The organism is Limnobacter sp. (assembly GCF_036405155.1).
GTDB lineage: Bacteria > Pseudomonadota > Gammaproteobacteria > Burkholderiales > Burkholderiaceae_B > Limnobacter.
This window is the reverse complement of record NZ_DASWYD010000001.1, coordinates 111,677-130,578: the sequence shown is the minus strand read 5'-3', so window position 1 is coordinate 130,578 and position 18,902 is coordinate 111,677. Positions and strand designations below refer to the sequence as shown.

General features: G+C 57.0%; 26 protein-coding genes. 9 read left to right on the top strand and 17 right to left on the bottom strand.

Going from position 1 to position 18,902, the window contains the following annotated elements; genetic code table 11:
• Positions 1-56 precede the first annotated feature (56 nt).
• Entirely contained in the window at positions 57-701 is a 645-nt protein-coding gene (locus VGE55_RS00640) for an MBL fold metallo-hydrolase (protein ID WP_331129807.1), read from the top strand.
• 25 nt (positions 702-726) lie between these two features.
• Here the strand turns inward: VGE55_RS00640 and VGE55_RS00635 are convergent, their stop codons facing one another.
• Both VGE55_RS00635 and VGE55_RS00630 read right to left on the bottom strand, forming a co-directional pair.
• Complete coding sequence (locus VGE55_RS00635) at positions 727-1,494, bottom strand: sulfite exporter TauE/SafE family protein (protein WP_331129806.1); 768 nt, start codon at positions 1,492-1,494, stop codon at positions 727-729.
• A gap of 136 nt (positions 1,495-1,630) precedes the next feature.
• The gene (locus tag VGE55_RS00630) at positions 1,631-2,062 is read right to left on the bottom strand and encodes a helix-turn-helix domain-containing protein (RefSeq protein ID WP_331129805.1); all 432 of its coding nucleotides are present in this window, start codon (positions 2,060-2,062) and stop codon (positions 1,631-1,633) included.
• An 80-nt stretch (positions 2,063-2,142) separates the two neighbouring features.
• Here VGE55_RS00630 and VGE55_RS00625 point away from each other — a divergent pair, with 80 nt between their 5' ends.
• The 3 genes from VGE55_RS00625 to VGE55_RS00615 are packed head-to-tail and all read left to right on the top strand — an operon-like array spanning position 2,143 to position 3,499.
• Positions 2,143-2,637 (top strand): DUF2938 domain-containing protein, encoded by a 495-nt coding sequence (locus VGE55_RS00625; RefSeq protein WP_331129804.1) that lies wholly within the window; start codon positions 2,143-2,145, stop codon positions 2,635-2,637.
• Between the two features lie 19 nt (positions 2,638-2,656).
• Positions 2,657-3,235 (top strand): flavodoxin family protein, encoded by a 579-nt coding sequence (locus tag VGE55_RS00620; RefSeq protein WP_331129803.1) that lies wholly within the window; start codon positions 2,657-2,659, stop codon positions 3,233-3,235.
• 18 nt (positions 3,236-3,253) lie between these two features.
• A complete protein-coding gene (locus VGE55_RS00615) occupies positions 3,254-3,499 on the top strand; it encodes a DUF2798 domain-containing protein (protein ID WP_331129802.1) in 246 nt (81 codons plus the stop codon).
• Positions 3,500-3,508: 9 nt separating this feature from the next.
• Here the strand turns inward: VGE55_RS00615 and VGE55_RS00610 are convergent, their stop codons facing one another.
• Positions 3,509-4,312: an MBL fold metallo-hydrolase gene (locus VGE55_RS00610; protein WP_331129801.1), complete on the bottom strand. Its 804-nt coding sequence runs from the start codon at positions 4,310-4,312 to the stop codon at positions 3,509-3,511.
• Positions 4,313-4,419: 107 nt separating this feature from the next.
• Between VGE55_RS00610 and VGE55_RS00605 the strand changes: the two genes are divergently transcribed.
• On the top strand, positions 4,420-5,376 hold the full coding sequence (locus tag VGE55_RS00605; protein WP_331129800.1) for a GlxA family transcriptional regulator: 957 nt from the start codon (positions 4,420-4,422) through the stop codon (positions 5,374-5,376).
• Positions 5,377-5,399: 23 nt separating this feature from the next.
• Here VGE55_RS00605 and VGE55_RS00600 read toward each other — a convergent pair whose 3' ends face one another.
• Both VGE55_RS00600 and VGE55_RS00595 read right to left on the bottom strand, forming a co-directional pair.
• Positions 5,400-5,768: a VapC toxin family PIN domain ribonuclease gene (locus VGE55_RS00600; protein WP_331130108.1), complete on the bottom strand. Its 369-nt coding sequence runs from the start codon at positions 5,766-5,768 to the stop codon at positions 5,400-5,402.
• Entirely contained in the window at positions 5,768-5,971 is a 204-nt protein-coding gene (locus tag VGE55_RS00595) for a type II toxin-antitoxin system VapB family antitoxin (RefSeq protein ID WP_331129799.1), read from the bottom strand. The genes VGE55_RS00600 and VGE55_RS00595 overlap by 1 nt, the downstream gene beginning before the upstream one ends.
• A 166-nt stretch (positions 5,972-6,137) precedes the next feature.
• On the opposite strand from VGE55_RS00595, the gene rpoH reads away from it, so the two are divergent.
• From rpoH to VGE55_RS00580, 3 genes are all read left to right on the top strand, one after another.
• Complete coding sequence (gene rpoH / locus VGE55_RS00590; protein ID WP_414674931.1) at positions 6,138-7,070, top strand: RNA polymerase sigma factor RpoH; 933 nt, start codon at positions 6,138-6,140, stop codon at positions 7,068-7,070.
• A 71-nt stretch (positions 7,071-7,141) separates the two neighbouring features.
• Positions 7,142-7,822, top strand: coding sequence for a glutathione S-transferase (locus tag VGE55_RS00585; protein WP_331129798.1), 681 nt, complete (start codon positions 7,142-7,144; stop codon positions 7,820-7,822).
• Positions 7,823-7,827: 5 nt separating this feature from the next.
• Positions 7,828-8,574 carry a hypothetical protein gene (locus VGE55_RS00580; RefSeq protein WP_331129797.1) on the top strand — a complete coding sequence of 249 codons (747 nt, stop codon included), beginning with the start codon at positions 7,828-7,830 and terminating at the stop codon, positions 8,572-8,574.
• A gap of 547 nt (positions 8,575-9,121) precedes the next feature.
• Here VGE55_RS00580 and VGE55_RS00575 read toward each other — a convergent pair.
• The 5 genes from VGE55_RS00575 to VGE55_RS00555 are packed head-to-tail and all read right to left on the bottom strand — an operon-like array spanning position 9,122 to position 13,226.
• Complete coding sequence (locus tag VGE55_RS00575; protein ID WP_331129796.1) at positions 9,122-9,733, bottom strand: SCO family protein; 612 nt, start codon at positions 9,731-9,733, stop codon at positions 9,122-9,124.
• Positions 9,734-9,780: 47 nt separating this feature from the next.
• Positions 9,781-10,695 (bottom strand): heme o synthase, encoded by a 915-nt coding sequence (gene cyoE, locus VGE55_RS00570; RefSeq protein ID WP_331129795.1) that lies wholly within the window; start codon positions 10,693-10,695, stop codon positions 9,781-9,783.
• Between the two features lie 19 nt (positions 10,696-10,714).
• On the bottom strand, positions 10,715-11,728 hold the full coding sequence (locus VGE55_RS00565; protein ID WP_331129794.1) for a COX15/CtaA family protein: 1,014 nt from the start codon (positions 11,726-11,728) through the stop codon (positions 10,715-10,717).
• Positions 11,729-11,746: 18 nt separating this feature from the next.
• Entirely contained in the window at positions 11,747-12,388 is a 642-nt protein-coding gene (locus tag VGE55_RS00560; protein WP_331129793.1) for a cytochrome C oxidase subunit I, read from the bottom strand.
• A 10-nt stretch (positions 12,389-12,398) separates the two neighbouring features.
• Positions 12,399-13,226, bottom strand: coding sequence for an SURF1 family protein (locus VGE55_RS00555; protein ID WP_331129792.1), 828 nt, complete (start codon positions 13,224-13,226; stop codon positions 12,399-12,401).
• A gap of 65 nt (positions 13,227-13,291) precedes the next feature.
• Between VGE55_RS00555 and VGE55_RS00550 the strand changes: the two genes are divergently transcribed.
• Entirely contained in the window at positions 13,292-13,495 is a 204-nt protein-coding gene (locus tag VGE55_RS00550) for a twin transmembrane helix small protein (RefSeq protein WP_331129791.1), read from the top strand.
• Between the two features lie 101 nt (positions 13,496-13,596).
• Here the strand turns inward: VGE55_RS00550 and VGE55_RS00545 are convergent, their stop codons facing one another.
• From VGE55_RS00545 to VGE55_RS00515, 7 genes are all read right to left on the bottom strand, one after another.
• The gene (locus VGE55_RS00545; RefSeq protein ID WP_331129790.1) at positions 13,597-14,451 is read right to left on the bottom strand and encodes a cytochrome c oxidase subunit 3; all 855 of its coding nucleotides are present in this window, start codon (positions 14,449-14,451) and stop codon (positions 13,597-13,599) included.
• A gap of 75 nt (positions 14,452-14,526) precedes the next feature.
• Positions 14,527-14,757 (bottom strand): DUF2970 domain-containing protein, encoded by a 231-nt coding sequence (locus tag VGE55_RS00540; protein ID WP_331129789.1) that lies wholly within the window; start codon positions 14,755-14,757, stop codon positions 14,527-14,529.
• 9 nt (positions 14,758-14,766) lie between these two features.
• Positions 14,767-15,330, bottom strand: coding sequence for a cytochrome c oxidase assembly protein (locus VGE55_RS00535; RefSeq protein ID WP_256765464.1), 564 nt, complete (start codon positions 15,328-15,330; stop codon positions 14,767-14,769).
• A gap of 8 nt (positions 15,331-15,338) precedes the next feature.
• Positions 15,339-15,467, bottom strand: a complete 129-nt coding sequence (locus tag VGE55_RS00530; protein WP_256765463.1) for a cytochrome oxidase small assembly protein — start codon at positions 15,465-15,467, stop codon at positions 15,339-15,341.
• Positions 15,468-15,478: 11 nt separating this feature from the next.
• Entirely contained in the window at positions 15,479-17,083 is a 1,605-nt protein-coding gene (ctaD, locus tag VGE55_RS00525; protein ID WP_331129788.1) for a cytochrome c oxidase subunit I, read from the bottom strand.
• Positions 17,084-17,101: 18 nt separating this feature from the next.
• On the bottom strand, positions 17,102-18,280 hold the full coding sequence (coxB, locus tag VGE55_RS00520) for a cytochrome c oxidase subunit II (protein WP_414674930.1): 1,179 nt from the start codon (positions 18,278-18,280) through the stop codon (positions 17,102-17,104).
• A gap of 65 nt (positions 18,281-18,345) precedes the next feature.
• Positions 18,346-18,870, bottom strand: coding sequence for a DUF2244 domain-containing protein (locus tag VGE55_RS00515; protein ID WP_331129787.1), 525 nt, complete (start codon positions 18,868-18,870; stop codon positions 18,346-18,348).
• Between the last annotated feature and the right edge of the window lie 32 nt (positions 18,871-18,902).

Genomic DNA, 18,902 nt, shown 5'->3' with positions numbered 1-18,902 from the left:
ATTTACTCGGGTTGTTTTACTACCATGTGAGGCTTGCTTTAATACGCCTTTGCTCCATGCTTCAGTACCAAACCATCCCCGTCACCCCGTTTGCCCAAAACTGTTCAATTGTGTGGTGCGACGAAACCCGCAAAGCCGCCATTATCGACCCCGGTGGCGACCTGGACACGTTGCAGAAGGCCATTGAAAATCTGGGCCTGACTTTGGAGCAAATATGGTTGACCCATGCCCATATTGACCATGCAGGCGGCACAGCCGAGTTGGCCGAGCGCTTGAACCTGCCCATTGTTGGCCCGCACACCGGCGACCAGTTCTGGATTGACCGGTTGGCCGACCAAAGCCGCATGTTCAATTTCCCACTGTCGCGCCCATTCACACCCACCCGCTGGTTGAATGACGGCGACACCGTGACGATTGGCAACAGCACCCTGACCGTGCGCCATTGCCCAGGCCACACACCAGGCCATGTGGTGTTTTATTCGGCAGAGGCACAACGTGCTTTTGTGGGCGATGTGTTGTTTGCCGGCAGCATTGGCCGCACCGACTTTCCGGGGGGCGATTTCGACACCCTCATCGACAGCATCAAGCAACGCTTGTGGCCCATGGGAAACGAGACTGTGTTTATTCCGGGCCACGGCCCGGAAAGCAGCTTCGGCGAAGAACGCAAGCGAAACCCGTATGTACGGGACTTGCAGTTTTAAACAGACAAATTGACGCCGTTGGCCGTTAACGCACAAACAGCCAGATGGTCAGCACCACACCCACCGCGACAATAAACCCGCGAAGAATTTTCTCGGGCAGTCGGTGCATCAGCCAGTTGCCAGTAAACGCACCGCCAACGCCACCGATCATTAATGCAATGCAGGCCACCCAGTCGATGTGATCAGAAAACGCAAAGATGGCGACTGCGGAGGCATTCATGGCCATGGCCAGCATGTTTTTGGTGGCGGCGGCCATGCGCACTTGTTGCCCAGCAATGGTTAAAACCGCCAACATTAAAAAACCGATACCGCCACCAAAATAACCACCGTAAACACCAATCAAAAACTGGGCGCATTGGATGGTGCTGTCCGACAGGGCTTTGCCAGCCTGTTCCGACTTTTTCCTGAAATTGCCCCATGCAAACACTGTTGTGGCGAACAGCACCAACCAAGGCACCAATCGGCTGAAAATACTGACCGGTGTGCACAGCAACAGGACTGCACCTGCAATACCCCCGACGATACTCAGGATGAATAGCCGCTTCAAACTGACACCATGCACGCCACCGGCCAAGTGGCGACCCGCAAAGGACGACGTCAGTTGATTGGGAAACAGGGCCACCGTGGATGTGATGTTGGCTGCCAAGGGGTTCAAGCCCGCCAACAGCAGTGCCGGAAATGTGATGAACGACCCGCCACCGGCGAGTACGTTCTGAGTACCGGCATACAGGCCAGCCAGGGCGACAAGAAGCAGTGCTGCAGCATCATGCTGCGCGAAGAAATGTGTGAACACAGAATGGACTTTGATCAGAGGGTTGCTTGGGCCAACACCAGCCGTTGGGATTGCCCATGTTAAATGGATTTTGTTTGCGTGTTGGTTCGAAGCGGCCCCATAAAACTGGGGATAACCCGACGCGGGATTTGCCGTTCTAAGAACTAGATCTGAACAAAGACCGCTTCCCCCACCGCCGTTCAAGCGCGCCAGACGCCGCCGCCGACAGCAATTTCTGAAAGCTGGGGCAAGCGGCGTGGTTGGGCGCAGGGCACTGCGCAGCATGCCGTAAGCCTTTGCTCATGGCCCGCAAACGTTTGACCGTGGCGTCCAGCTCGTCTGCTTTGGCCGCCAGCAATTGCCGGTCAATGTCAGGCTCCCCCTCTGGCGTCAACATCGAGCGAATGTCGTTCAGAGACAGCCCAGCCCCTTGCCCAAGCGCAATCAAAGCCAGCCGGTCAAACACCGCATCCGGGAATTTTCGCCGCTCGCCTTTCTCGCTCACCGACGCAATCAAGCCAACCTTCTCGTAATACCGCAGCGCTGAGGCGGGTACACCGCTGCGCTTGCTCACTTGGGCAATGTCCATTCAAAAAACCCCTTGACTTGAAGTTGACTTCAACTTTTACAGTGACTGCATCAACGTCGTCAAGTGCACCGGGAGGCGCCATGAACACACTCAACACCTTTCTTCACACCGCAGCCATCGGCTTGGGGGCCACGCTTGTCATGGACCTCTGGCTTCAAGTCCTCAAACGCTTCAACGTTCCCACCCTGAACTTTGCATTCATCGGCCGCTGGGTGGGTCACTGCCTGCAAGGCCGCTTCACGCATCACGCCATCGCAAAAGCCCATCCAATCCAGCATGAACTCGCGCTGGGTTGGTTCACCCATTACGCCACCGGTGTGCTGTTTGCCGGTTTGTTGTTGGCCGTTGTTGGGCCAGCCTGGTTGTCTGCCCCCACCGCCATGCCTGCACTGCTGGTGGGGGTGGGCACAGTGGTGTTTCCATTTTTTGTCATGCAACCCGCCATGGGCCTCGGTGTGGCCTCTTCACGCACCCCCACGCCATTTAAAAACCGCCTGCGCAGCGTCATCAACCACACCGTGTTTGGTGCAGGCCTGTACACCGCTGCATTCATCATCCATTTGCTTGCGCAATAACCTGTCTGGAGAACACACCATGAAACGCATTGCCGTCATTTTTCACAGTGCCCATGGGCACACAGCACACATCGCCCAACACATTGCATTGGGCTCAAGCCGTGAGCCTGATATTGAGGTTGAATTGCTAACATCAGAGGATGTTGCCCAGAACCCCAACGCGACACTCGACTTCAACGGCTTGATATTGGGCTCACCCACTTATCTGGGTGGTGTGTCTGCACCATTCAAGGCGTTTATGGATGCAACCGGCGGCATTTGGCGAAAACAGCAGCTCAAAGGGAAATTGGCTGCCGGGTTTACGGTGTCGTCATTGCCCGCTGGTGACAAGCAAAGCACCTTGATTTCGCTCTTCACCTTTTGCATGCAGCACGGCATGCTGTGGGCGGGTAACCCCATCCTCCCCGAGCAGCACACGGGCGTGCCTTACGACGAGGCCGCCAACCGCCTGGGTTCGTGGACCGGGCTGATGGCACAAGCGGGGCATGGCTCTGCTGCAGACGCTTTTTTACCCGGCGACATCCGCACCGCACAGTTGTTTGGACAACTGTTTGCACAAAGCCTTCAACGGCTTGCACCCAACCCATCAACCCAATAAAACAATCAGGAGCACTCCATGTTTCCCAAACGTTTTGAGCCTTTTTTGTTCAGCGCCATTTTGTCTGGTTTGATGTCCCTGTTGGTGTCGGGCATATCCACGCTGAAAGCACTGGACCCGACCTTGAATACGCCTGCGCTGTGGGTGCCCACGTGGTTGTCCACCTGGTTGTCGGCATGGCTTGTGGCCTGGTGGGTGGCTTGCCCATCCGTCATGGCCATAGCCCCCGTGGCCAGAAAATGGGCAAGCAAACTGACCGGGTGAAAACACCACCTATGCGTACATCAGCGGCGCTACGTGCCGATTCACATCGATGGCCTCTCCATCGGCGGGTATGCGCAGGCGGGCAGCAACACCGGCCTTCTGCGCGGCCGACGCCAACGCCTGCCGCGTGACTGGGCAATGGCTGATCGCCTCCAGGTGATTGGCCACCACCAGCCCTTCACTGATGCGCGCAAATTCCAGCACATCCTCAACCCCCATGATGATGTCGCCACCAAAGTCAAACCGCGCACCCCCGGCCGGCACCACGCTGACTGCGGGCTGGTTCGCCACTACAAACTGCGCAATGTCTGGCGTGAGGATGGTGTCACCGCTCAGGTACAGCGACGGCTCCCCGGGCATTTCAATGAAATAGCCCACGCCGTGTTCCATGAAGGAGCCCACAAAGCCCCGACCATGCACGCACGCGATGGTTCTAATTTGCCCCTCGAAGAACCGGCCCACGCCCTGTTCATTCAATTGCAGCGGTTGCACATTCAGCCCCTTGGATGCCAGGTGCGGCGCATCGTGTGGCGTACAAATCACGGGTATTTGATGGTGTCGAAGCCATGCCTTGCCCGCACGGTCCAAGTGGTCGAAGTGCCCCTTCTGGCAATGGGTAATGAGGCAATGGGTAACGCCCTGCAAGGCAGCTTCTGCCTCGGTGGGCAACTCAACTGTGGGGTTTCTCACCATGCCACCCGAGAACTTCAATGGGGGTAGCGCACCCTTGGGCGCCAGCATCGGGTCCACCAAAATTTGGTAAGGCCCACACTCGATAACAATGGTCGCGTTGCGGATGTGTCGAATCTTCATGTTGGCACCTCAAGGTTTGAATGCACCCATCATCCCAATACAAAGGCCTTGACAGTGATGGCGTAAATTGACATTTTTAGGTCATTTTCTGCCAACCTCTGCCGCTGATGAATATTGGTCTGTTGCTCTACGACGGCTGCATGCCAGCAGGCCTGCTGGCATTCAATGACCTGCTGAATGCAGCCAACCGCTTGGCTGGCAAACAGCATTTTGAAACCGTGTGGGTGGGCACCAGCCTTCAACCCGTGGCCTGTGCCAATGGGCTGGAATTAAAGCCTGCCGCCCGACTGCAAGACCTTGAGCCCGACGCTTTGCTTGTTCCGGGGCTGTGGACCGAGTCCCCCTCGGATGTGGCCCAAACCATGGGGCAACAAGCAACGCTGGTGCAGCACATTCAACAATTGCCAAACACGGTGCACGTGTGGAGCTATTGCACCGGCGTTTGCCTGCTGGCAGCCAGTGGGCGGCTAAACCGCCACCCAGCAACCGTTACGTGGTGGCTGGCTGAATTTCTGGAGAAGAAATACCCCAAGGTGCACTGGCAGGTGGACAGCGACTGCCTGTTGAACAACACCGTGGGCACCGCAGCGGGCGTGCATGGGTATTTGATGCTGGCCCAACACCTGGTGCAAAAACACCTGAACACCGCCGCTTATCAAGAGTGGATGAAGTTGATGGTGCTGCCCAGGCCTGTTCAACACCACCCAGCCTTTCGGTCATTTGCCTTCATGGAACAGGCCGACCCATTGCTGCGAAAGCTGGCCGCCATCGTTGCCAAAACGCCAGCCGAGTCCATCACAGTGCCGGCCTTGGCCGCCCGCCTCAACCTGAGCGAACGCACCCTGGCCCGCAAGGTGAGCGATTTAACCAGTACATCGATTGCGGCTTACGCCCGGCTCTTGAAACTGCACCAAGTGAGCGAGCAGTTGATTTGGTCCAGCCTGCCGGTTAGCAGCATCAGCAGCAACCTGGGTTACAGCCACGAGTCCAACCTGCGGCGCCAATTCAAACAGGTCACCGGGTTGTCGCCGTTTGAGTACAGGCGACAGTATGCAAGGCGCTGAGTCAGGGCAGTGAGTCCGGGCACTTAGGGCTGGTACAAAATGTTCAATTGCCGGGCCAAATTCGCCAGCCGGTTGTCGTAGGTCCACATTTGCGCATTCGGCGTGATCAAGGTGGAGGCAAGAAGCAACATGTCCACAATTCCGCAACCTTGTCCAAACAAACCTTTACGCTCAATCAAATCCAGGGTTTCTTGCAAACTGGCTTGTTGGGCCTTCTGCAGCAAGCCCATGGCTGCCAGCGTTTGAACGCGCTGAGGCGGTGTTCCACAAGCAAGCTCACCAAGGATCAACGGGTGAGTGAGCACACAGTCCCTCTCGATCAGTTTTTTCAGATGAGGATTGAAGGCTTTGAAATGCCCGACCCAAACCGAGGTGTCGGCAAGCACTTGCATCACGGTTCGCTTCCATCCTGCCGTCTGGGGATGGGCTGCATGTCAGGCGACTGCCCACCCAAGGCAATCAGGCGCTTACCGGCCTGCACGCGCACAAAGGTCTTCACGGCCTCCCGAAACAAGTCCGCCTTGTCCATGTCAGGGTCGGCCATTTCTAGGGCTTGCCTGTACAAATCATCATCGAGTGTTACGGTGGTACGCATTGAATCAATTGCGTCATTAAAGATGCATTATCACATCTTTTTTGATGCGGGCGCTATTTCCAACCGCTTCCCCCACCTTGGGAACTTCCCACCCCCTTAGCACTCAAAGCGGAAGAGTGCTAAACTAAGCCCCTGATTTCGGTTGTTTTCTGGAGAATCCGGACCTATGACCACCACTGCATTGACATTGAAAACCGCTCCCATGGCCGCTGCCAGCAGCTCGGCCCTGGCTGTTCGCGACCCCTGGGCCCTGGTGGCCCGTGGCCCGCTGGGCAATCTCGATGCCTACATTTCCGCCACCCACCAAATTCCCATGCTCACCCCCGAGGAAGAGCAGGAACTGGGTGAACGCCTGCAGCGCGACAACGACCTGGAGGCCGCCCGCCGCTTGGTGCTGAGCCACCTGCGCTTGGTGGTTGCCGTGGCGCGCCAGTACCTGGGCTATGGGCTGCCCCACGCCGACCTTATTCAAGAAGGCAACATTGGCCTGATGAAAGCCGTGAAGCGCTTTGACCCCAGCCGGGGCGTGCGTTTGGTCAGCTTTGCGCTGCACTGGATTAAAGCGGAAATTCACGAATACATCATCCGCAATTGGCGCATGGTGAAAATGATCACCACCAAGGCCCACCGCAAGCTGTTCTTCAACTTGAGCAGCTTCAAAAAGTACGGCCAAACCCTGTCGCAAGACCAGATCGCAGAAGTGGCCAGCGAGTTGAACGTGCGCCCCGAGGACGTGAGCGACATGGAACGCCGCATGGCGGGTGCCGAGTTCAGCCTCGACCCCGTGATTGATGTGGACAGTGACGAAACCACCCACAACCCGGTGCGCTACCTGGCCGCCGAAGGTGCTGAGCCTTCCGAAGTGCTGGAAGCTGCCAGCCACGAACGCCTGCACGCCGAAGGCCTGCAATTGGCGCTGGAAAGCCTGGACGAGCGCAGCCAACGGGTTATTTCCAGCCGTTGGTTGGCCGGCGACCAAGCCAAAACCCTGCACGACCTGGCCGCCGAGCTGGGCGTGTCGGCCGAGCGGGTTCGCCAAATTGAGGTGGCAGCCATGAAGAAGATGAAAACCGCGCTGCTGAAATACGAAGCAGCTTGATTTGTCATTCACATCACCTACACTAAGGGCTTGTCTTCAAGCCCTTTTTTATTGCCCCGCGCGAGTTACCCATGATTGTTGTCCACCACCTTGAACACTCCCGCTCACAGCGCATTCTGTGGCTGTTGGAAGAACTCGGCCTGCCCTACGAGGTAAAGCACTACAAACGGGACGCCAAAACCTACCTGGCCCCGCCCGAGCTGTTCAAAGTGCACCCTTTGGGCAAAAGCCCGGTGATTACGGATGGCGATGTGACCGTGGCCGAAAGCGGCGCCATCATTGAATACCTGGTGGACAAAGCAGGCGGCAAGCTACGCCCGGCGCCGGGCACCCAAGCCCACCGCGACTACACCTACTGGCTGCACTTTGCAGAGGGCTCGGCCATGCCATTTTTGGTCATGACGCTGATTTTCAACAAAATTGAGCAAGCCCCGGTGCCCTTGCTGCTCAAGCCTCTTATTCTGCCCATTGCCAAGGGCATTTCGGCGCAGGTCAAAAAAAGCTTCCTGAACCCCAACCTGGAAAGGCAGTTTCAGTACCTCGAAGGCGTTTTGGCCAAGCAACCCTGGTTTTGCGGGCAAGACATGACCGCAGCGGACATCATGATGAGCTTCCCGCTGGAAGCCGCCATGGACCGCGCTTCCGATGCATCCAGCAACCTGCCCCATATCAAGGCCTTTGTGGAACGCATTCACGCCCTGCCCACCTACAAAAAAGCCCTTGAAGTGGGCGGCCCCTACGCGTACGCTTAAGCACCATGAACACCACCAATACTTCCGAAAAAGCCCTCCAAGATGCCACCCTGAGCGGGGTGCGCGGCCAAGTGCAATTGATGCGCGACGGCGCCATTTTGCCAGCAGTGGAAGGCATGGCCTTGTTGCCTGGCGACCGCATTGTCACCGAGGCCACCGCCCAAGCAGTGGTGAAATTCACCGGTGTGGCAGAACCCTTGGTGATTGAGCAAGGCTCTGCAGCAACCTTGAACCTGCAAACCCTGGATGGACAGGACGCCCCACAGTGGGTGGCCGCCGACATGCAGGGGGACGGTATTTTCTTTCAGGACCCCAGCGCCAGCGCGCAAGCCCAGGGGGATGACGGTGTTTTTGGACTGGTCGGCACAGGACTGGTGACCGGCGGCGCGTTTCCCATCATTGAAACAGTTGCTGCATTGGCGGGAACAGCCGCCATTGTGGCCGACAGTGGTAACAACACCGACACAACCGCCAGCACATCCACAGACACCTCCGGCAGCGACACCGACACCACGGGTGGCAACACGGGCGGCACAGACACCAGCGGTGGCAACACCGGGGGCGGCGATACAGGCGGCGGCACAGACACAGGCGGAACACCCACGGCGGGTCCACTGGATGCGGTTCTTGGGCCGGTCACCGACGGTGTGGACACCCTATTGACCACGCTGGGGTTTCCCAACCCGATTGGGCATTCGACATTGCCAACGGATGGATTGGGCGGTCTGACTGGCGCATTGCCAACGGTTTAAGTTAACGTTGAAGATCAGCCGGACGAATGTTTAAAGATTACTTTCCGGGCTCTGCGCGGTTACCTCGCCCTTGGCGACGGTCCATTGGTGTTTCCCTCGCTGAGCCGCACGATCGCTAAGGTCGCCCCTCCAAACAGCGAGTCGGGATCGACCTTTGGGCCAGCCTAGCGGCTGTGCCCACCGCGCCTGTTTGTCACGCTCGGGCCAATGGCCCTGACTGTCACTGCAGGGGAGGTGAACCGCGCAGGCCGCTAAGCCGGTGCCACCAAATTGCACCGAGTCTTTTTGCCCCCTAGCAATGCCGGTGAGCCCGGCGCCGAACAGTCAGCCCCCCGAGCGGTTTGACCCGCACAGCGTTCGAACACACGGACCGAGATGTTTGAGCCACGCAGTGGCGAGTTCTCGGTCCGGTTCGAAAGCGCGGGGCAACCTTTACATTTCGGGGGCGTTCGGCACGGGCTACAGGTATTGCTGAGGCTGCAATAAACCGGCACTGGCTACTGGTGTTCCTAGGAGTTGCACGAACGAAATTTAGTCCGCGTTGGTATTACTTCCCGTCGAGAATTTGCGCCACGTCTTCAACCACCGGCACCGGGTCGGCATTGTGGCGAATCAGCAAGCGTGCCCTGCCCTGCTGGTCAAACACATAACTGGCCGCCGTGTGGTCCATCAGGTAACTGCCATCGGGCTGCTCCACCTTCTGCGCATACACCCGCAATCCGGCCAACAATGGCTTTAAATCTTCCGGGGTTCCCCACAGGGCCTGGAAGTCTGGGTTGAATTGGGGCACGTACTTGGCCAGCAGTTCAGGCGTGTCGCGCTCAGGGTCCACGGTGACAAAAATCACCTGCAGGTTTTTACCCTTCTCGCCCAACTTGGCCTTCACCTCATTCCACTGCTGCATCGTGGTGGGGCACACATCGGGGCAGTGGGTATAGCCAAAAAACATGGCCACCACTTTGCCTTTGTAGCTTTCCAGCGTGCGGGTTTCACCCTGCAAATCTTTCAGCTTGAATGGGGCCACCAGAGACGACCCCGTGATGTCGGTGTTCACGAACTTGGCGGGGCCCACATTGCAGGCCGACAACACACCCATACCCAAGCCCAGGGCCAACACAGCCAAGACACGACGACGGGAAACAACTCGCAGGGAAAACATCCAAACCCCCAACAGAACAAACAGACAGGCCGCGCAGCAGGAGCGCGTTACAGGGCCACGTAGTGATCGACCAACAACGCAGCAAACAGCAGCGCTAGGTAAGCGATGGAGAACGCAAAGGCTTTTTTGGCTTTGGCGTCGCTGTAGCGCTTCCAAAGCACCCAACCGTAGCCAATGAAGATGGCATTCAGCACCACCGCACTCACGAGGTAAATCCAGCCGCTCATTTTCATGGCAAAGGGAATCATCGTGGTGGCAGCCAACATCAGCGTGTACAAAAACACATGCAAGCGTGTGAACTCTGCACCGTGCGTGACGGGCAACATGGGTAAACCGGCCTTGGCATATTCTTGCGTCCGGTACAAAGCCAATGCCCAAAAATGCGGTGGAGTCCACACAAAAATAATGAGGAACAGCACCAGCGCCTCGGGCGACACGGTGTTGGTCACCGCAGCCCAACCCAGCACCGGCGGCATGGCGCCCGATGCGCCACCAATCACGATGTTTTGAGGCGTGTTGGGTTTCAAAATGAGGGTGTAGATAATGGCGTAGCCCACGAAGGTGGCCAGCGTGAGCCACATGGTGAGCGGGTTCACAAACATGTACAGCACCCACACACCCAAGCCGCCCACCAGACCGGAAAACACCAGGGTTTGCAGGGAATTCAATTCGCCACGGGGCAATGGGCGCGCGCGGGTGCGAGCCATCACAGCATCAATTTGCTGCTCAACCAGGCAGTTGAACGCCGCAGCTGCACCGGCCACCAACCAAATGCCAAAGGTTGCAGCCACCAACACCTGCGCATCGGGCAACCCCGGCACCGCCAAAAACATGCCGATGACTGCGCAAAACACAATGAGTGCAACCACGCGCGGCTTGGTCAGCGTCCAGTACTGCTTGGCAATGTGTGAAAGGCTGCTCACGGCTGGTTGGCTGCTTTTGGTGGAATTGGCGCTGGTCATGTTGAATAAGCCTTGTCGATCAGACCCCGGCGTGCGGGATCACTCGGTGGCTTGCAAGCCGATAGTTTACCAAGATCAGCGTCACCAAAAGCAGGGCCGCGCCCCCATTGTGCAGAACCGCCAGCCACAAGGGCAAATGGAACACCACGTTGCCAATGCCCATGGCAATTTGCAGAGTGAGCACGCCAGCCACCTTCAAGGCCAGCGCTTGCCGGCCGGGCGTGCGCCACAGGGCCAGTGCCAGCGTCAGCAGAACGGCTGTGACCACGATGGCCCCCATGCGATGGGTGAAATGAATGGCGGTGAGCGAGGCCACGTTCAACAACTTGCCATCGGGTGTTTCGCCCAGCTCGCGCACTATGTGGAAGGCGTGGTTGAACTCCATGGTGGGCCAGTAGCTGCCCTGACAGGTCGGAAAGTCGGTACACACCACCGCTGCATAATTGGTGCTCACCCAACCGCCCAATATGATTTGCGCGCACACCACCAACAGGCCCAGGCGGGCCAGCCACACCAGGCGTTGTGAATCACGAGGTGGAGATACGGTTCTGGCCGCTGTGGTTTGGCGCAACCAGAGCCAAGTCAACAAGCCCAACACCGACATGCCACCAATGAGATGGCCCGTCACAATGGCGGGCTTGAGCAGCAAGGTGACCGTCCATGCGCCGAAGGCACCCTGCAGACACACCACGCCCACCAGGGCGGTTGCCAGCACCGGCGATTGCTTGAGTTCATCTCGCTTGCGCCATGCCATCACGGCAATCGAAATAATCAACAAGCCCAGAAAGCTGGCGATGTAGCGGTGAACCATTTCCTTCCAGGCTTTGGGAATGGACACTGGCCCGTGGTCACCGCCCTGCTGCTGCACGGCGGCTGCAATGTCAGCCGCTGCATGGCTGGGTGTAAGCTTGCCGTAGCAGCCCGGCCAGTCGGGGCAACCCAAACCAGCGTCCGACAGGCGCACATAGGCGCCCAACATGATGAGACCGAAGGTCAACACCGTGGCAAACATCACCAATCGCTTGAAATTCATGACTTCCTCAACCCACGCTTAACCAATATTGGACGCCCACAACAGGCGGCTGATGTCCTTTCGAAACTTGTCGAATTCGAGCTGTGCATTGGGCGGGAACCGCATCATGACATGACCCAGCGGGTCGGCCATGAACACATGGTCCCGAATGCTGCCCACGGCTTCCACACCTTTGGTGCCAACGATGCCCTGGCTCAAAGGCAGCCAATTGGCCAGGTCGGCCTCGCCAGCCCTCACAAAGTGCACATTTGGAAAGGCCCGCAACAGTTGGGTTTCCAAGGGGCCATTGTCGGTCACAAACACCACCCGCTCGATGCGGCTTTGGTCCTTGCCTTTGCTGGCACGGGCTTGTCGCTGGAAAAACAGGGCATTCTGGCAAACCTGGTCACATTGGCTGCTCATGACTTGAATCAGCACCCATTTGCCTTTCAGGGACTGCATGGAAAAGTCGTCGCCGTTGATGTTTTTGAACACCGTGGCAGACACTGGTATCTGCGGATCGAGAATGGTGCCGTAGTTGTTGGTCACATCGGGCTTGTTCACGAAATACAGGTAAAACGCCGCCACAATGGGCAACGCACACGTCAGGAATACCAAAACAATGGTGCGACGACCGCTTCGGGTCGATGATGTGTTGGGTGAACTGGGCAATCCATTCATGGTGTGTGCTCTATCGATTCGATTCAACCGCTAAGCGGAATTCTTTCCACAACAAAAACAGGGTTAGAACAACCAGTGCGACGGTCATGCCGTACCACTGAAATGCATAACCCCGATGCCGGGCCACTTGCTCGGGCAGGCCCACGGTCGCCACGTAAAAACCATCCCGTTGACTCGCCGCCTGACCCGTTTGATCCGCTTCAGCCACCGGCTGCAAAGTGACCACAAAATTGCTCACCGGTTCCTTCAGTAGCTTCGCAAATTCATCGCTGCTGAAGTTGGACCAAACCCGCTGGCCGTTGTCAGTTTCCTCGTGAATGGCATTGGCCGCTCCACCCACTTTGAACCCAAACAACTCGGCTGCCTGCGCAAACCGTGGCAGGATGGTGCCGTTCAATTCTAGGTCAGCACCGCTCCCATGGACGGCTGCCAAAGGCATCTCTGGCGCCTTTCTGGGGTTCGCAGGGTCACGCAACAACAGGCCCCGGTCCACAGGAATGACGTAATGCTGGCCAGTTGGCTGAAACCCTTGTACCACCATGACTGCCGGTGCGCCGCTTAATTGCCGATTGTCCACATACACAACCGCATTGGGCAAATATTGCCCATGCAGCGCAATTTTGCGATAGGACAAATTGTCCAAGTCCAGGGTGGCCGATTGCGGGCTGATGGGAGCAGCTTTCAAAGCCTGCACCTGGTGGTCATGCAAGGCTTGCTTTTCGTCGCCACGGCGGGTCTGCCAATTGCCCAGCGAGAAGGTGCCCCAGGCCATGGAAAACCCCAGCAGCGCAGTCAGTAGCCACTTTGCGCGCGAAAAAGGAAGGGCTGGTTTATCCATGAAACACCGCGCCATGACATACTGCAACGTGCGCACACGCGCACACATTGATACAGGTGCAGTTCATGAAAGTCGTCATCGCCATTGGGTTCTTCATCATTCTGGGCAGTTTGGCTTCAGCCTTTTTCTTTCTGATGAAAGATCGAAGCAAGTCGCCCAAGACCGTGGTGCGGTCGCTCACGGTGCGGATTGGGGTGTCGATTGCCCTGTTCCTCATGATTCTGATTGCCTACAGTCAGGGCTGGATTGAGCCAACCGGTATCCGTTAAACAGCCGTTGGTCAATGCAATCGTCAAAAACAAGGCCACCGGAGTTTGTCCAGTGGCCCTTGGGTACTTCCCTTTAAATCAGTACTGCCGTTATGACTGGCTTACAGCCAGTACACCACCACGTACAGACCCAACCACACCACGTCCACGAAGTGCCAGTACCAGGCAGCTGCTTCGAAGGCAAAGTGGTGCTCGGGCGTGAAGTGACCCTTGATGCAACGGATCATGATGAAGAACAACATGATGGCGCCGATGGTCACGTGGAAACCGTGGAAACCAGTCAACATGAAGAAGGTTGAGCCAAACACGCCAGAGGTGAGCTTCAGGTTCAATTCAGTGTAGGCGTGGTGATATTCATAAGCCTGGAAGCCCATGAAGATGGCGCCCAACAGCACGGTGAGTGCCAAGCCCAAAATCAACTTACCCCGCTGATTGGCCAGCATGGCGTGGTGAGCCCAGGTCAGGGTCAAGCCAGAGCTGAGCAACAGGGCAGTGTTGATGGTCGGGATGGGCCATGGACCCATTTTTTCGAACGACTCGATGGTGCCGGCAGGGCCCGTGTTAGGCCAGTGCGCGCCAAAGTCGGGCCACAGGAAGGATTTGTTGTCCAGGTCGCCCAGCCAAGGCATGGCAATTTGGCGTGCGTAAAACAGCGCACCAAAAAACGCAGCGAAGAACATCACTTCCGAGAAAATGAACCAGCCCATGGACCAGCGGAAGGAGACGTCCACGCGATCGCTGTACATGCCACCTTCGGATTCAGAGATGACGGTGCGGAACCAGCCAAACAGCGTGAAAAACAGGATGGCCATGCTCAGTGCGAAGGAGATAGGCCCCCAGCTAACACCATTGACCCAATTGGACATGCCCAGCACGAAAAAGAACATCGCCAATGCGCCCATGATGGGCCACTGGGACAGGCCCGGCACAAAATAATATGGTGCATTCGCACGCATGGTGGTTTCTCCTATTTCTCGTATGTAGAGGTATTCACTGCTTCTTGAATTCTTATTGTGACTGCCTATACAGCTTCAGGCCGTGGCCACAACCCATTTCACCAACATCACCAACCCGATCACAAACATGGCGGCAGCACCAATACCCACCAAAATGACATGCACCGGGTTGAGCTTTTGCATGTCTTCTGCATGGCTTTTGCCCTTGCGTACCCCAAAAAACGACCACAGCACGGCGGACAGTGTCTGCAGCAATGTGGCTTTGTCGGCCTTCCGGCTGACAGCCTGCTTGATATCGTCGCTCAAGCGGAGCCCTCAGGGTTTGGCCTGCGCGGTTGCGCCAGCCACTTCAAAAAAGGTGTAACTCAAGGTGACGGTGTGAACATCCTTAGGCATTTTCGGATTGATCACAAACACCACCGGAAACTCTTTGCTTTCACCGGCCTTGAAAGGTTGCTGCTTGAAGCAAAAGCACTCCAGCTTGTTGAAGTCAGCAGCCGCCTTCATGGGCAGGTAACTCGGAATGGCTTGCCCCTGCACATCCCGATCCAGGTTGTTTTTGACCTGGTACTTGATCGTCACAATTTCGCCCGGGTGCACCATCATCCGGTGGGTTTCGGGCTTGAACACCCAATTGCCCCGCTCGTTGGCATCAAAAATGACTTCGATGCTTCGGCTGGTGTCCACCTGGGTGTTTTTAACCACCTCAGCGGCATTCACATCTTGCTTGGTCAGCACGTTGATGCCGGTCACCTTGCAAATGGCGCGGTAAATGGGCACCAAGGCATAACCAAACGCAAACATGGCCACGACAATCACTGCCAGCCGCACCAGCATTTGCCGGTGCAAACCTTTTGAAGCGACCTGTTTGCTGCTCATACCGCCTCTTACTGCATCAAATTCAAAATACTGGGCTCCATGATCTTGCGGACCACAATTCCCACAAAGAACACCAACGCAACCGACAACAGAATCAGTCCGGTTTTCCGGTTGCGTTGTTTTTGCTCAGGTGTCACTTCGAGTCCTCTCACTTCACCACGGGGGGTGTTTCAAAGGTGTGGAATGGCGCTGGGGACGGCACTGTCCACTCCAGACCTTCCGCACCTTCCCACGGTTTGGCAGGCGCTGGCTCACCTTGCTGGAACAGCCAGGCTTTCAGCACGCACCACAGGAAAATCAGCTGGGACAGACCAAACCAGAACGCACCGATGGTGGCAATGGCGTGGAAGTCGGTGAACTGCGTGGCGTAATCCGCGTAACGGCGTGGCATACCGGCCAGGCCCAGGAAGTGCATGGGGAAGAAGGTCACGTTAAAGCTGATCAGGCTGGACCAGAAGTGCAGCTTGCCCAGCTTTTCGCTGTACATGCGGCCAGACCACTTGGGCAGCCAGAAGTACGTGCCTGCAAACAAGGCAAACAGTGAGCCGGCCACCAGCACGTAGTGGAAGTGCGCCACAACGTAGTAGGTGTCCTGCAGCTGAATGTCAACCGGTGCAACCGCCAGGATAAGACCCGTGAAACCACCCATGGTGAACACGAAGATGAAACCCACTGCGAACAGCATGGGGGTCTCGAACGTCATCGAGCCTTTCCACATGGTGGCCAGCCAGTTGAACACCTTCACGCCGGTTGGAATGGCGATCAGCATGGTGGCGTACATGAAGAACAACTGGCCAGTGACGGGCATGCCGGTTGTGAACATGTGGTGCGCCCAAACGATGAACGACAGGATCGCGATGGACGATGTGGCGTACACCATGGAGCTGTAACCAAACAGGGTTTTGCGGGCGAAGGTGGGCACGATGTGCGACACGATACCGAAGGCCGGCAAAATCATGATGTACACCTCGGGGTGACCGAAGAACCAGAAAATGTGCTGGTACATCACGGGGTCACCACCGCCAGCGGCGTTGAAGAAGGATGTGCCGAAGTGACGGTCGGTCAGCACCATGGTGATGGCACCAGCCAGCACAGGCATCACGGCGATCAGCAGATAAGCAGTGATCAGCCAGGTCCAGCAGAACATCGGCATCTTCATCAGGGTCATGCCAGGTGCGCGCATGTTCAGGATGGTGGTGATGATGTTGATGGAGCCCATGATGGAGGACGCTCCCAGAATGTGCATCGCGAAAATCGCGGCATCCATGCCGGGGCCCATCTGCACAGACAGGGGCGCATACAGCGTCCAACCGGCTGCAGTGGCACCACCGGGCATGAAGAACGAAGCCGTCAGGATGATGGCGGCAGGCACCATCAGCCAGAAGCTGAAGTTGTTCATGCGGGCAAAGGCCATGTCAGAGCAGCCGATTTGCAGCGGAATCATCCAGTTGGCAAAGCCCACGAAGGCCGGCATCACCGCACCAAACACCATCACCAGGCCGTGCATGGTGGTGAGCTGGTTGAAGAACTCGGGGTGGAACAACTGCAGACCAGGCTGGAACAGCTCGGCGCGCAGCATCAGCGCCAGAATGCCGCCTTCCAGCAACATGGTGAAAGAAAAGATCAGGTACAGGGTACCGATGTCTTTGTGGTTGGTGGCAAACAGCCAGCGACGCCACCCGTGCGGATGGTCATGGGCGTGGTCGTGGCTGTGGTCGTGTCCGTGGGCCAAATCTGCCGCGGTAGTGCTCATACTAATCTCCCAAGCAAATTATTGACGTGCAGCCATCACAGCTTTTGGCTGGACAACCGGGTCAGGACCTGTACCAGCATTGGCCCAGGCATTCCGTGTGTAGGTGATGACAGACGCAATCTCGACGTCTGACAACTGTTTCCAGGCGGGCATGGCATTGCGGCCGTGCAGCAGGATGTCGATTTGACCAGCTTGTGGGCCCATCACAACCTTGGAACCCACCAGCGCAGGGAAGGCGCCAGGAATGCCCAAACCAGTGGCTTGGTGACAGGCAGCGCAGTTGGCGTTGAACACTTTCTCGCCACGGGCCACCAGGTCTTCCTTGGTCCATTCCTTGTTGGGGTCGTCCTGCTTGGCCTTCATTTCGGTCAGCTTGGCTTGAACCCACTTGGCATAGTCTTCCTCGGATTTCACTTCAACCACGATGGGCATGAAGGCATGGTCTTTACCGCACAGCTCAGCACACTGACCGCGGTAAACACCCACCTTTTCGGCCTTGAACCAGGTGTCGCGAACAAAACCGGGGATTGCATCCTGCTTCACGCCAAAGGCGGGAATCATCCAGGCGTGAATCACGTCGTTGGCTGTGGTCACCATGCGGATTTTCTTGCCCACAGGCACAACCATGCTGTTGTCCACTTCCATCAGGTAGTGCTCACCGCGAGGGGCAGCGGTTTCACCTTTGTGGTCTTCAATCTGGTTGCGTGGTGTGGACAGCGTGGACAGGAAGGAAATGCCTTCGCCCTCGCCAGCCAGGTATTCGTAGCCCCATTTCCACTGATAGCCCGTGGCCTTGATGGTGATGTCGGCGTTGGAGGTGTCCTTCATGGCCACCACGGTTTTGGTGGCGGGCAAGGCCATGCCGATCACGATCAGGAAGGGAACCACTGTCCAGATGATTTCGACGGTGGTGCTTTCGTGGAAGGAGGCTGGCTTGGCGCCTTTCGATTTGCGGTGCGCGAAGATTGAGTAAAACATCACACCGAAAACAGCCACGAAAATGACCAGGCAAATCACCAACATCATGGTGTGCAGGTCATAAATTTGGCGTGCAATTTCGGTCACAGGCTCGGCCAGATTGTACTGGCGCGGTTGCCCGGACACATTCTCGGCGAGTGCTGCACCTCCGAAGGTTGTCATCGCAACAGCAGCGGCCGCAGCCAGTGCTCCACGAAACCCCAAGGACGACTTCAACATGGCGATCCTCAATCTCAAAAAAAAGTCCAATCGATCAACAGCTGCTTGACTACAACCAAGCTGGTTTACACCGCACAAGCCGCCCTGGCCAGCGCTGCACGCAATTCTTTGTGCAATGCCGGCTTGTCTTTTTCGGCAATGAATTTGCCGATTTTTACATGTTGGCCTTTGTGACTGATGGTCAGCGGTGCCTTGTAACGTCCGTTGTAATCGAGCCGGGCCCACTGGGGGGACAGCGAAATTTCCGTGCGTCTGGCGCCATCGGCAAACACAAGCCTTAGTTGGTAGGGCGCGAGTTCGATCATTTCGAAATCGGTGGCATGCCTGGCATACACCAGAAACGCCACACCAACCAACAGCAGCTCAAGGCCTGCAAACGGCAACACAATCCAGTAACCCGCAATCAGGAACCCGGTTGCAACAACCAGGGTCGAACTGCAGATGGCCGCATACCAGGCCAGTAGTTGCCGTGGGGACAGGGAACAATTTTTCCGAAACACCCACCGCTCAGACTGACCGGACTCAACCAGATCAACCGCCGGCTTGGACACTGCGTGCTCAACCCGGGGACTTGAATCTTCTGGAATCATGCCCACATACCTCAAAAGAGCAGTCATTCAGA

Excerpts from the sequence above, each read along its gene's own strand:
- VGE55_RS00625 (WP_331129804.1), top strand. The coding sequence starts at position 2,143 with ATGAACACACTCAACACCTTTCTTCACACCGCAGCCATCGGCTTGGGG.
- VGE55_RS00555 (WP_331129792.1), bottom strand. The coding sequence starts at position 13,226 with ATGGATAAACCAGCCCTTCCTTTTTCGCGCGCAAAGTGGCTACTGACT.
- VGE55_RS00620 (WP_331129803.1), top strand. The coding sequence starts at position 2,657 with ATGAAACGCATTGCCGTCATTTTTCACAGTGCCCATGGGCACACAGCA.
- VGE55_RS00615 (WP_331129802.1), top strand. The coding sequence starts at position 3,254 with ATGTTTCCCAAACGTTTTGAGCCTTTTTTGTTCAGCGCCATTTTGTCT.
- VGE55_RS00580 (WP_331129797.1), top strand. The coding sequence starts at position 7,828 with ATGAACACCACCAATACTTCCGAAAAAGCCCTCCAAGATGCCACCCTG.
- cyoE (WP_331129795.1), bottom strand. The coding sequence starts at position 10,695 with ATGACCAGCGCCAATTCCACCAAAAGCAGCCAACCAGCCGTGAGCAGC.
- VGE55_RS00515 (WP_331129787.1), bottom strand. The coding sequence starts at position 18,870 with ATGATTCCAGAAGATTCAAGTCCCCGGGTTGAGCACGCAGTGTCCAAG.
- VGE55_RS00610 (WP_331129801.1), bottom strand. The coding sequence starts at position 4,312 with ATGAAGATTCGACACATCCGCAACGCGACCATTGTTATCGAGTGTGGG.
- coxB (WP_414674930.1), bottom strand. The coding sequence starts at position 18,280 with ATGTTGAAGTCGTCCTTGGGGTTTCGTGGAGCACTGGCTGCGGCCGCT.
- VGE55_RS00640 (WP_331129807.1), top strand. The coding sequence starts at position 57 with ATGCTTCAGTACCAAACCATCCCCGTCACCCCGTTTGCCCAAAACTGT.
- VGE55_RS00575 (WP_331129796.1), bottom strand. The coding sequence starts at position 9,733 with ATGTTTTCCCTGCGAGTTGTTTCCCGTCGTCGTGTCTTGGCTGTGTTG.
- VGE55_RS00630 (WP_331129805.1), bottom strand. The coding sequence starts at position 2,062 with ATGGACATTGCCCAAGTGAGCAAGCGCAGCGGTGTACCCGCCTCAGCG.
- VGE55_RS00585 (WP_331129798.1), top strand. The coding sequence starts at position 7,142 with ATGATTGTTGTCCACCACCTTGAACACTCCCGCTCACAGCGCATTCTG.
- VGE55_RS00605 (WP_331129800.1), top strand. The coding sequence starts at position 4,420 with ATGAATATTGGTCTGTTGCTCTACGACGGCTGCATGCCAGCAGGCCTG.
- VGE55_RS00595 (WP_331129799.1), bottom strand. The coding sequence starts at position 5,971 with ATGCGTACCACCGTAACACTCGATGATGATTTGTACAGGCAAGCCCTA.
- VGE55_RS00560 (WP_331129793.1), bottom strand. The coding sequence starts at position 12,388 with ATGAATGGATTGCCCAGTTCACCCAACACATCATCGACCCGAAGCGGT.
- VGE55_RS00535 (WP_256765464.1), bottom strand. The coding sequence starts at position 15,330 with ATGAGCAGCAAACAGGTCGCTTCAAAAGGTTTGCACCGGCAAATGCTG.
- VGE55_RS00600 (WP_331130108.1), bottom strand. The coding sequence starts at position 5,768 with ATGCAAGTGCTTGCCGACACCTCGGTTTGGGTCGGGCATTTCAAAGCC.
- ctaD (WP_331129788.1), bottom strand. The coding sequence starts at position 17,083 with ATGAGCACTACCGCGGCAGATTTGGCCCACGGACACGACCACAGCCAC.
- VGE55_RS00545 (WP_331129790.1), bottom strand. The coding sequence starts at position 14,451 with ATGCGTGCGAATGCACCATATTATTTTGTGCCGGGCCTGTCCCAGTGG.
- rpoH (WP_414674931.1), top strand. The coding sequence starts at position 6,138 with ATGACCACCACTGCATTGACATTGAAAACCGCTCCCATGGCCGCTGCC.
- VGE55_RS00565 (WP_331129794.1), bottom strand. The coding sequence starts at position 11,728 with ATGAATTTCAAGCGATTGGTGATGTTTGCCACGGTGTTGACCTTCGGT.
- VGE55_RS00550 (WP_331129791.1), top strand. The coding sequence starts at position 13,292 with ATGAAAGTCGTCATCGCCATTGGGTTCTTCATCATTCTGGGCAGTTTG.